This is a genomic window from Bacillus sp. NMCN1 (genome assembly GCF_002998085.1).
In the GTDB taxonomy this organism is placed as follows: domain Bacteria; phylum Bacillota; class Bacilli; order Bacillales; family Bacillaceae; genus Bacillus.
Genome location: NZ_PVQL01000005.1, coordinates 50,918 through 62,466, shown reverse-complemented (window position 1 = coordinate 62,466; position 11,549 = coordinate 50,918). Strand labels below are relative to the sequence as shown.

At 41.9% G+C, this 11,549-nt stretch carries 10 protein-coding genes, 1 rRNA gene and 1 other annotated feature (1 of these 12 cut by a window edge); all 11 genes read left to right on the top strand.

Features of this window, described 5'->3' with window-relative positions; genetic code table 11:
* Nucleotides 1-7 precede the first annotated feature (7 nt).
* The 11 genes from rrf (at nt 8) to gltX (ending at nt 11,402) form a co-directional block, all read left to right on the top strand.
* A 5S ribosomal RNA gene (gene rrf / locus C6W21_RS18410) occupies nt 8-123 on the top strand.
* A gap of 177 nt (nt 124-300) precedes the next feature.
* Nucleotides 301-765 (top strand): CtsR family transcriptional regulator, encoded by a 465-nt coding sequence (locus tag C6W21_RS18405; RefSeq protein WP_060697832.1) that lies wholly within the window; start codon nt 301-303, stop codon nt 763-765.
* Nucleotides 766-779: 14 nt separating this feature from the next.
* Nucleotides 780-1,337, top strand: a complete 558-nt coding sequence (mcsA, locus tag C6W21_RS18400; RefSeq protein WP_034665655.1) for a protein-arginine kinase activator protein McsA — start codon at nt 780-782, stop codon at nt 1,335-1,337.
* A 4-nt stretch (nt 1,338-1,341) separates the two neighbouring features.
* Nucleotides 1,342-2,433 carry a protein-arginine kinase McsB gene (mcsB, locus tag C6W21_RS18395; RefSeq protein ID WP_106056834.1) on the top strand — a complete coding sequence of 364 codons (1,092 nt, stop codon included), beginning with the start codon at nt 1,342-1,344 and terminating at the stop codon, nt 2,431-2,433.
* Entirely contained in the window at nt 2,430-4,865 is a 2,436-nt protein-coding gene (gene clpC, locus C6W21_RS18390) for an ATP-dependent protease ATP-binding subunit ClpC (RefSeq protein WP_106052127.1), read from the top strand. The genes mcsB and clpC overlap by 4 nt, the downstream gene beginning before the upstream one ends.
* A gap of 92 nt (nt 4,866-4,957) precedes the next feature.
* Complete coding sequence (gene radA, locus C6W21_RS18385; RefSeq protein ID WP_034620767.1) at nt 4,958-6,337, top strand: DNA repair protein RadA; 1,380 nt, start codon at nt 4,958-4,960, stop codon at nt 6,335-6,337.
* A 2-nt stretch (nt 6,338-6,339) separates the two neighbouring features.
* On the top strand, nt 6,340-7,419 hold the full coding sequence (gene disA / locus C6W21_RS18380) for a DNA integrity scanning diadenylate cyclase DisA (RefSeq protein WP_012008686.1): 1,080 nt from the start codon (nt 6,340-6,342) through the stop codon (nt 7,417-7,419).
* A gap of 153 nt (nt 7,420-7,572) precedes the next feature.
* Nucleotides 7,573-8,673, top strand: a complete 1,101-nt coding sequence (locus C6W21_RS18375; RefSeq protein ID WP_106052195.1) for a PIN/TRAM domain-containing protein — start codon at nt 7,573-7,575, stop codon at nt 8,671-8,673.
* Between the two features lie 13 nt (nt 8,674-8,686).
* Nucleotides 8,687-9,376, top strand: a complete 690-nt coding sequence (ispD, locus tag C6W21_RS18370) for a 2-C-methyl-D-erythritol 4-phosphate cytidylyltransferase (RefSeq protein ID WP_106052129.1) — start codon at nt 8,687-8,689, stop codon at nt 9,374-9,376.
* A 3-nt stretch (nt 9,377-9,379) separates the two neighbouring features.
* Nucleotides 9,380-9,856 carry a 2-C-methyl-D-erythritol 2,4-cyclodiphosphate synthase gene (ispF, locus tag C6W21_RS18365; protein ID WP_003216928.1) on the top strand — a complete coding sequence of 159 codons (477 nt, stop codon included), beginning with the start codon at nt 9,380-9,382 and terminating at the stop codon, nt 9,854-9,856.
* 94 nt (nt 9,857-9,950) lie between these two features.
* A complete protein-coding gene (gene gltX, locus C6W21_RS18360) occupies nt 9,951-11,402 on the top strand; it encodes a glutamate--tRNA ligase (protein WP_106052131.1) in 1,452 nt (483 codons plus the stop codon).
* Nucleotides 11,402-11,549: a binding site (T-box leader), on the top strand; it runs 85 nt beyond the window's last position. Its footprint overlaps the gene before it by 1 nt.

Sequence of the window (11,549 nt, the reverse complement as noted above, 5' to 3'; positions counted from 1 at the left end):
CATCAGGTTTGGTGGCGATAGCGAAGAGGTCACACCCGTTCCCATACCGAACACGGAAGTTAAGCTCTTCAGCGCCGATGGTAGTTGGGGGTCTCCCCCTGTGAGAGTAGGACGCCGCCAAGCTTTTCTAAGGATCAGTTCCATTCGGAACTGGTCTTTTTTGTGTTTTTGAGAGGTTTGACACCATATAAATGTGGAAATAATATTCTTAGTTGAGCGATTATCTTGAAAAATCGACCGAAAAAATTTATAGTAAGATTAAAGTCAAATATAGTCAAAGTCAATGGAGGAGGAGGCGGAGTGGCACAAAATATTTCTGATATCATCGAGCAGTATTTGAAAGAAGTCTTGGATCAGAATGGTCGAGAAATATTAGAAATTAAGCGCAATGAAATTGCAGATAAGTTTCAATGCGTACCTTCACAAATTAACTATGTTATCAATACACGCTTTACGAGCGAGAGAGGCTATATCGTTGAAAGTAAGCGTGGCGGCGGTGGCTATATCCGCATCATTAAAGTCAAAATGAATGATGAAGTCGACTTATTGAACAACATTATTTCCCAAATATATCATCGTTTATCACAGGCTGCCTCTGATCATATCATCATGCGTCTTGTAGAAAATAACATTTTATCTGAAAGAGAAGCTAAGATGATGATCAGTGTTATGGACCGTTCTGTTTTGCACATTGATTTACCTGAACGAGATGAATTGCGGGCTCGGATGATGATAGCGATGTTAAATGCTTTGAAATTAAAGTAAAGCGGGTGAAAAGATTGATTTGTCAAGAATGCAATGAGAGACCAGCCACTTTTCACTTTACGAAAGTTATAAATGGAGAAAAACAAGAAATGCACATATGTGAACAATGTGCAAAAGAAAACAGTGATTCATATGCTATGAGTGGAAACCAAGGTTTCTCGATTCACAACTTATTATCAGGTTTATTGAATATTGATCCTAGCTTTACTACAAGTGCTAATAAGGGATCATCTATTTTTCAAGAAGCAAGAGAAGTGGATCAATGTCCTAAGTGTGGCTTAACCTTTCAACAATTCAGAAAAACAGGCCGTTTTGGCTGTGCAGAATGTTATCGTTCATTTGATCAGTATCTGAACCCTGTTTTACGGAAAGTCCATAGTGGAAATACAGTCCATAATGGAAAAGTACCTAAACGGATTGCCGGCAGTCTTCATGTCCGCCGGAAACTTGAGTTGATGCAACAAGAGCTGAAGCAGTTGATTGAACAAGAAGAGTTCGAAAAAGCAGCGGAAGTTCGAGATCAAATTCGTGCATTAGAGCATGAGCAATCTCAGCAGAGGGAGGGAGATTAACAACATGTCGCTCCAGCATTTTATTCAAGACGCTTTAAGTCAATGGATGAAACAAAAAGGACCAGAAAGTGACATTGTTCTAAGCAGTCGGATCCGGCTAGCACGCAATCTAGAGCATGTTCGTTTCCCAACTCAGTTTTCTCAGGAAGAGGCTGAAGCTGTTCTCCAGCAATTCGAGCAAAAGTTTGCTAGCCAGGAAGTGAAGGACATCGGAAACTTTGTTCTAATTCGAATGAATGAAACGCAGCCTTTAGCAAAGAGAGTACTTGTTGAAAAGCATTTGATCAGCCCAAACTTAGCAGAATCAAAATTTGGCGGTTGTTTGCTTTCTGAAAATGAAGAAATCAGTGTGATGCTGAATGAAGAAGACCATATTCGGATTCAATGCTTATTCCCAGGATTCCAACTAGCCAATGCATTAAAAGCGGCTAACCAGATAGATGACTGGATTGAAGAGCAAGTGGATTATGCGTTTTCTGAAAAGCGAGGATACTTAACAAGCTGCCCAACTAATGTAGGAACAGGTATTAGGGCATCGGTCATGATGCATTTACCAGCTTTAGCCCTCACAAGACAAATGAATCGGATTATTCCGGCCATTAACCAATTAGGTCTTGTAGTCAGAGGAATTTATGGTGAAGGCAGCGAAGCAATAGGGAACATCTTTCAAATTTCAAATCAAATGACACTTGGTCAATCAGAAGAAGATATTGTAGATGACTTAAATAGTGTGACCGCTCAGCTCATTGAACAAGAGCGATCTGCACGAAAAGCGTTATATCAAACATCTAAAATTGAACTTGAGGACAGAGTGTACCGTTCCTTAGGGATTTTGTCCCATTGTCGTATGATTGAATCAAAGGAAACAGCAAAGTGTTTGTCAGATGTGCGCCTTGGAATTGATTTAGGTATCATTAAGGGGCTTTCAAGTAATATACTGAATGAACTCATGATTTTGACACAGCCTGGCTTTCTTCAACAATATTCAGGAGAAGCTTTGGAGCCAAATGAACGAGATATAAAACGAGCAGCGATTATTAGAGAAAGGCTGCGTTTAGAAATGCATAGGAATGGACAGGAGGATGAAACGATATGATGTTTGGAAGATTCACTGAAAGAGCTCAAAAGGTATTAGCACTTGCACAAGAAGAAGCCATTCGCCTAGGCCATAAGAACATTGGTACTGAGCACATTTTACTTGGTCTAGTACGTGAGGGTGAGGGCATCGCCGCAAAAGCGTTAGAAGCACTGGGCCTTGTTTCAGATAAAATCCAAAAAGAAGTCGAAAGCTTGATTGGAAGAGGGCAAGAGGTGTCTCAAGCTATTCCTCATTATACGCCTAGAGCGAAGAAGGTCACTGAGCTATCAATGGATGAAGCAAGAAAGCTAGGTCATTCCTATGTAGGGACAGAACATATTCTATTAGGTCTTATTCGCGAGGGAGAGGGTGTAGCTGCCCGCGTTTTAAATAACCTCGGAGTGAGCTTAAATAAAGCACGTCAGCAAGTTCTGCAGCTGCTTGGCAGCAATGAAACAGGTGCATCTGCCGCTGGCTCTAACAGCAATGCAAATACACCAACATTAGATAGCTTGGCAAGAGATTTAACAGCTATTGCGAAAGAAGACAGCCTGGACCCTGTTATTGGACGAAGCAAAGAAATTCAGCGTGTCATTGAGGTCCTTAGCAGAAGAACAAAAAATAACCCTGTGCTGATTGGTGAGCCTGGTGTTGGTAAAACAGCCATCGCTGAAGGTCTTGCGCAGCAAATTATTCATAATGAAGTGCCTGAAATCCTGCGCGATAAACGGGTGATGACACTTGATATGGGAACCGTTGTAGCGGGAACGAAATATCGTGGTGAATTTGAGGATCGTTTGAAAAAAGTCATGGACGAAATTCGTCAGGCAGGAAATATCATTCTCTTCATTGATGAGCTTCATACACTTATTGGTGCTGGTGGAGCAGAGGGTGCGATTGACGCGTCTAATATTCTAAAACCATCCTTAGCACGTGGGGAGCTTCAATGTATCGGAGCGACAACGTTAGATGAGTACCGTAAATATATTGAAAAGGATGCTGCGCTTGAACGACGTTTCCAGCCAATTCAAGTGGATCAGCCATCTGTTGATGAAAGTATTCAAATCTTAAGAGGACTTAGAGATCGTTATGAGGCACATCACCGTGTGTCCATTACAGATGAAGCGATTGAGGCGGCGGTGAAGCTGTCTGACCGTTATATTTCTGATCGTTTCCTTCCAGATAAGGCGATTGATCTAATTGATGAGGCAGGTTCGAAAGTCCGTTTACGTTCTTTCACAACACCGCCTAACCTAAAAGAACTAGAGCAAAAGCTCGATGAAGTACGCAAGGAAAAGGATGCGGCTGTTCAAAGTCAGGAATTTGAAAAAGCAGCTTCTCTTCGCGATACGGAGCAGCGTTTGCGTGAAAAAGTAGAAGTCACAAAGAAATCTTGGAAAGAAAAGCAGGGACAGGAGAATTCAGAGGTATCAGTGGATGATATCGCAATGGTTGTCTCTAGCTGGACGGGAGTGCCTGTTTCAAAAATTGCCCAGACGGAAACAGATAAGCTTCTGAATATGGAACAATTGCTCCATTCTCGTGTGATCGGGCAGGATGAAGCGGTTGTCGCTGTAGCAAAAGCTGTGAGACGTGCGCGTGCTGGTCTGAAAGATCCAAAACGTCCAATCGGCTCCTTTATCTTCTTAGGCCCAACAGGGGTTGGTAAAACGGAGCTTGCAAGAGCACTCGCAGAGTCTATTTTCGGTGATGAAGAAGCAATGATCCGTATTGATATGTCTGAATACATGGAGAAACACTCTACATCTAGACTTGTTGGATCACCTCCGGGCTATGTTGGCTATGAAGAAGGCGGACAACTGACTGAAAAAGTGAGAAGAAAACCTTATTCTGTTGTGCTTTTAGACGAGATTGAAAAGGCGCATCCAGATGTATTCAACATCTTACTGCAAGTGTTAGAAGATGGCCGTCTGACTGATTCTAAAGGGCGTACCGTTGACTTTAGAAACACGATTTTGATCATGACATCCAACGTTGGAGCTAGTGAACTGAAGCGAAATAAATATGTTGGCTTTAACGTGCAGGATGAAAGTCAAAATTACAAGGATATGAAAGGCAAAGTGATGGGCGAGTTGAAACGTGCGTTTAGACCAGAATTCATCAACCGTATTGATGAAATCATTGTCTTCCATTCACTTGAAAAGAAACATCTAAAAGAGATCGTGTCTCTCATGTCTGATCAATTGACGAAACGATTAAAAGAACAAGACCTTTCAATCGAATTGACGGAAGCAGCAAAAGCGAAGATTGCCGACGAAGGTGTAGATCTTGAGTACGGTGCGCGTCCGTTAAGAAGAGCGATTCAAAAGCATGTGGAGGATCGACTTTCTGAGGAGCTTCTGAAGGGTAATATTGAAAAAGGTCAACAAATCGTATTAGATGTGGAAGATGGAGAAATTGTCGTAAAAACGACGGCTGCTACGAACTAATATAGTAAGAAAAAAGTGTGAGGCATACCAGTCAGGTGTATGCCTCCCTTTACTTATTTCTGACCAGTATAAGGAGTTGTATTCTTCAATCTATGGCTAAGACAAAATCAAAATTTATATGCCAATCGTGCGGTTATGAGTCAGCCAAATGGATGGGGAAATGTCCAGGCTGCGGCACGTGGAACAGTATGACAGAAGAGGTCGTTCGTAAAGAGCCGGCAAACCGTCGAAGTGCTTTTAATCATTCTGTTCAAACCATTCAAAAACCTTCACCTATATCTGCAATTGAAACATCTGATGAACCCCGAATCAAAACGAATTTAGAAGAATTTAACCGAGTATTAGGAAGTGGAATTGTCAAAGGCTCTCTTGTTCTCATTGGCGGAGATCCTGGGATTGGGAAGTCCACATTATTATTACAAGTATCAGCACAGCTCTCAGACAAAAATCAGAATGTATTATACATATCTGGTGAGGAGTCCATTAAACAAACGAAGCTAAGAGCGGACCGCCTTGGCATAAAAAGCACCTCTTTACATGTTTTGGCTGAAACCGATATGGAGTATATAACGTCTGCTATACAAGAGATGAAACCCGCTTTTGTCGTGGTGGATTCGATTCAAACCGTTTATCAAAGCGATATTACGTCAGCTCCTGGGTCTGTATCTCAAGTGAGAGAATGTACAGCACAGCTGATGAAGATTGCCAAGACAAATGGTATTCCAATATTTATCGTTGGTCACGTGACCAAAGAAGGATCGATCGCAGGTCCACGCCTTTTAGAGCATATGGTGGACACGGTTCTTTATTTTGAAGGCGAGCGTCATCATACGTTTCGTATCTTGCGTGCGGTGAAAAACCGATTTGGTTCGACGAATGAACTAGGGATTTTTGAAATGAGAGAGGAAGGGCTAACGGAAGTATTAAACCCATCAGAAATTTTCTTAGAAGAACGTTCGGCAGGTGTATCTGGTTCGTGTGTTGTTGCCTCAATGGAAGGAACAAGACCTGTTCTTGTCGAGATACAAGCATTAATTTCACCGACAAGCTTTGGGAATCCGCGCAGAATGGCCACTGGTCTTGATCATAATCGAGTGTCGCTGCTCATGGCGGTTTTAGAAAAACGTGTCGGACTGCTGCTGCAAAACCAAGATGCGTATTTAAAGGTCGCAGGCGGTGTGAAGCTTGACGAACCGGCGATTGACTTGGCCATTGCCGTCAGTATTGCATCAAGCTTTAAAGACGCAGCGCCGCATCAAGCGGATTGTTTTATAGGAGAGGTCGGTCTGACGGGAGAAGTCAGAAGAGTATCAAGAATTGAACAGCGTGTGCAGGAAGCTGCGAAACTTGGATTTAAGCGAATGTTTATTCCTCAGGCGAATATAGATGGATGGAAAAAGCCGAGAGGGATTGAGTTAGTCGGTGTAGAAAATGTAGCGGAGGCACTTCGAATTTCACTAGGGGGATCATAGAAATGGAAAAAGAGAAAAAAGGAGCGAGAGAACTCGATCTCTTAGATATCGTACAGTTTGTGGCACCAGGGACACCTCTTCGGGCTGGGATTGAAAATGTATTGAGGGCAAATACTGGCGGGCTCATTGTTGTTGGTTATAACGACAAAGTAAAGAGTGTTGTCGATGGAGGGTTTCACATTAATTCTGCCTTCTCCCCAGCACATTTATATGAATTGGCTAAGATGGATGGGGCCATTATTTTAAGCGATTCTGGTCAAAAGATCTTGTATGCGAATACACAGCTGATGCCAGATGCAACGATCCATTCATCAGAAACAGGCATGAGGCACCGTACAGCTGAACGTGTAGCGAAGCAGACAGGCTGCTTAATCATTGCGATTTCTGAACGGAGGAACGTCATTACCTTATACCAAGGGAATCGTCGTTACACGCTGAAAGATATTGGCTTTATTTTAACGAAAGCCAACCAAGCTATACAAACACTTGAGAAATATAAAACCATTTTAGATCACGCCATTTCTGCGCTAAGCGCCCTAGAATTTGAAGAGCTTGTGACCTTTGGTGATGTATTATCCGTGCTCCATCGTTACGAGATGGTGCTTAGAATCAAAAATGAAATCAATATGTATATCAAAGAGCTCGGTACAGAAGGACATTTGATCCGTCTTCAAGTCAATGAATTGATTACAGATATGGAGCAGGAAGCGGCTTTATTTATTAAAGATTACGTGAAAGAAAAGATTAAAGATCCATATGTTCTGCTTAAACAGCTACAAGATATGTCGAGCTTTGAGCTTTTAGATGACTCCATTCTGTACAAGTTACTTGGCTATCCAGCTTCTACAAATATTGACGAATATGTGTACACAAGAGGCTACAGATTGCTTCACAAAATCCCTAGACTGCCTATGCCAATCGTCGAAAACGTGGTTGAAGCGTTCGGTGTGTTAGATCGAATTATGGAAGCAGATGTACAAGATTTGGATGAAGTAGAAGGAATTGGAGAAGTAAGAGCGAAAAAGATAAAAAAAGGATTAAAAAGGCTGCAAGAAAAACATTATATCGACCGACAGCTGTAAGAAGAGAAATTTTTCTTAAACACGGTTAAAAATGGATGAATATGGGTATATTAATGATGCTTTTGTTTTCTATTAATCATGATAGGAAACTTAAACATATATCAATGTCAGGTGAGGGTGGATTGACAGATGAAAAATAAAGGAGGTGAAGGTATGTTAAAAAGAATCGTTCAGGCGTTTTTTATCATTTTTGGTGCAGTTGTGGGGATTTTTATCATTCCAGAGTTATTTCTGCTGTTAAATGTAAAGGACATACCTTTCATAACAAATGCTTACTCTTCAGCACTAATAGGAGCCGCTGTGTTCTTTATCATCGGCAAATGGTGCACAGGCTATGTGGTTAATTGGGTGAAATGGATCGAGGATTCTCTATTAAAGGCGCCTCTTCCTGATCTTATATCTGGAAGTTTCGGATTAGTATTTGGACTTATTCTAGCATTTCTTATTGTAAACGTGATCCCGCTAAACAATATCCCATATCATATTTTTGGTACCATTATTCCGATTTTCCTGGCTTTCTTTTTAGGATATCTTGGATTTCAGGTAGGGTTTAAAAAGAAGGATGAAATGATGGGGCTGTTCTCCCGATCTGCAAAGGTCACCAAGAAAAAAGGAGCAGCTGATGATGAACCTGAAATAGAAGATAAAAAGCTGAAAATTTTAGACACAAGTGTTATCATTGATGGAAGAATCGCAGATATTTGTCAAACTGGATTCTTAGAAGGTGTCATGGTCATTCCTCAATTTGTGCTCGAGGAATTACAGCATATTGCAGACTCTTCTGATGTATTAAAGAGAAATAGAGGCCGAAGAGGTCTTGATATTTTAAATCGTATTCAAAAAGAATTAGATATCAAAGTTGAAATTTACGAAGGTGACTTTGAAGACATTCAAGAGGTTGATAGCAAGCTTGTGAAGCTCGCTAAATTAACTTCAGGTGTTGTTGTGACAAATGATTTTAATTTAAATAAAGTATGCGAACTTCAAAAAGTAGCAGTGTTAAACATCAATGATCTAGCCAATGCGGTGAAACCGGTTGTGTTGCCTGGGGAAGAAATGAAGGTACAGGTCATCAAAGATGGGAAAGAGCATAACCAAGGTGTTGCTTACTTAGATGACGGTACGATGATTGTGGTCGAAGAAGGACGCAATTACATTGGAAAAGACATCGATGTGCTCGTCACAAGTGTGCTGCAGACTGCTGCTGGAAGAATGATTTTTGCGAAGCCAAAACTTCTGGAGAAGGCGCTCTAAAGGGAGAACGAACATGTATTATGAAGTAGTTATTCCGGCTGCGGGGCAGGGGAAACGAATGAAGGCCGGCCGCAATAAGCTTTTTATTGAGCTGAAAAGAATGCCGGTCATTATTCATACACTTAAGGTATTTGACGCTCATTCGCAATGCAAACGCATGATCCTAGCGATCAATGAAGAGGAGCGTCAAGACTTTGAAAGGCTACTCAAGGTACACGCTTTTCAAACGCCTGTTTCACTTGTCACCGGTGGTGAAGAACGTCAGCAAAGTGTATACGAAGGATTAAAGGCTGTGAAAGATGCAGACATCGTGCTTGTTCATGATGGGGCAAGGCCTTTTATTAAGCATACACAGATTGACTTGCTCGTTAAAGCAGCGATTGAAAAAGGCTCCGCAGTTGTAGCGGTACCAGTGAAAGACACAATCAAACGCGTTCAAGAAGGCAAAGTGGAACAAACCATTGAACGTCAGAGCTTGTGGGCAGTCCAGACCCCACAAGCTTTTCGTCATTCTATTTTAAAAGAGGCGCATGAATATGCGGAGAAGGCAGGCTTTCTTGGAACAGACGACGCCAGTCTTGTGGAACAATTACATGGTGAAAACGTGTATATTGTCCAAGGAGATTACACCAATATTAAGCTGACGACACCGGATGATTTATTGGTTGCCAAGGCAATTATGGATGCGGAAAGAGGGTACTAGATCATGTTGAGAATAGGACAAGGCTTTGATGTACATCAATTAACAGAGGGAAGACCTTTGATTATCGGCGGGGTCACCATCCCTTATGAAAAGGGGCTGCTTGGGCATTCAGACGCTGATGTACTGCTTCACACAGTGGCAGATGCCTGCCTAGGTGCGATTGCTGAAGGAGATATCGGCAGACATTTCCCAGACACAGATCCTGAGTTTAAGGATGCGGATTCTTTTAAATTACTACAGCATGTGTGGGCACTAGTGAAGGAAAAAGGCTACACACTTGTGAATATTGATTGCACCATCATGGCGCAAAAGCCCAAAATGGCACCTTACATTCAACCGATGTGTGAGAAGATTGCTGAAGCGCTTGAGGCAGATGTCACACAGGTGAATGTCAAAGCAACAACGACAGAGAAACTCGGATTTACAGGAAGAGGCGAAGGGATTGCTTCTCAGGCAACAGTGCTTCTTCAGAAAAAGTGAAATCCATTTTGATGAGAATGGGATTTGATGATAAAATACGTTTATAAAAAATTGGTGTCAGACAACATGATGCAGATGAAAGGAAGTTAAACTCATGGGAAATGAAGTGCGTGTTCGTTATGCACCGAGTCCAACTGGTCATTTACATATTGGGAATGCTAGAACGGCTCTTTTCAACTATTTGTTCGCACGCAGTCAAGGCGGCAAATTTATTATTCGAATCGAAGATACGGATCAAAAGCGTAATGTAGAAGGCGGAGAAGAAAGCCAGCTTCGCCACTTGCAATGGCTCGGTATTGATTGGGATGAGAGCATTGATAAAGATGGCGGCTATGGTCCTTACAGACAATCAGAGCGTAATGATATTTACAAAAAATATTATGATGAGCTCCTAGAGAAAGACTTGGCGTATAAGTGCTATTGTACGGCTGAAGAGCTGGAAGAAGAGCGTGAAGCACAAATCGCCCGCAGTGAAATGCCTCGATATTCTGGTAAATGCAGCCATTTATCAAAAGGAGAAGAGGACAAGCTGATCGCTGAAGGAAGAGAGCCAAGTATCCGCTTCCGAGTGCCAAAAGGAGAAATCATCAAATTTGACGACATGGTCAAAGGCGATATTTCATTTGAGACAGACGGCATCGGTGATTTTGTCATTGTGAAGAAAGATGGTACGCCAACTTATAACTTCGCTGTAGCAGTGGATGATCATTTGATGAAAATGACTCACATTCTCCGCGGAGAGGATCACATTTCGAATACGCCTAAACAAATCATGATCTTCAATGCATTTGGCTGGGATGTTCCGCTATTCGGACATATGACGCTGATTGTGAACGAGAACCGCAAAAAATTAAGTAAGCGTGATGAATCCATTATTCAATTCATCGAGCAATATAAAAACTTGGGCTATTTACCAGAAGCCCTGTTCAACTTCATTGCACTACTTGGATGGTCTCCGGTGGGTGAAGAAGAACTGTTTACAAAAGAGCAATTCATCGACATTTTCGATGTAAACCGACTTTCTAAGTCACCAGCTCTATTTGATATGCATAAACTAAAATGGGTAAATAACCAATACGTGAAGGCACTTGATCTTGATCAGGTTGTTGCGTTAACACTTCCGCATCTTCAAAAGGCAGGCAAGGTAAGCGAGCAGCTTTCAGACGAAGAAAACACGTGGGTACGCAAGCTTATTTCTCTGTATCACGAACAATTAAGCTATGGAGCAGAAATTGTTGAGTTAACAGAGTTGTTCTTTAAGGAGCAAATTGAGTATAATCAAGAGGCAAAGGAAGTTCTAGCAGAGGAGCAAGTACCAGAAGTTATGGCATCTTTTGCTGGTCAGCTTGAACGACTTGAGTCTTTCACACCTGATGAAATCAAGGCTGCTATTAAAGCGGTACAAAAAGAAACAGGGCATAAAGGCAAGAAACTATTCATGCCGATTCGTGTGGCTGTCACAGGACAAACGCATGGCCCAGAACTTCCGCAAAGTATTGAACTACTAGGTAAAGAAGCGGTATTAAACCGCATTAAACAAATATAAGGAAATCGTTGCGAGGGAGAAGTACAATGTTTTCGTCCATCACAGAAAGAGTCTTCACCGGCTGAAAGAGACTTATGGGCAGACGTTGGAAATGCACCCTCAAGACCCTTGAGGAACACGAGTACGTTAGTATGCAAGGGCGGTACC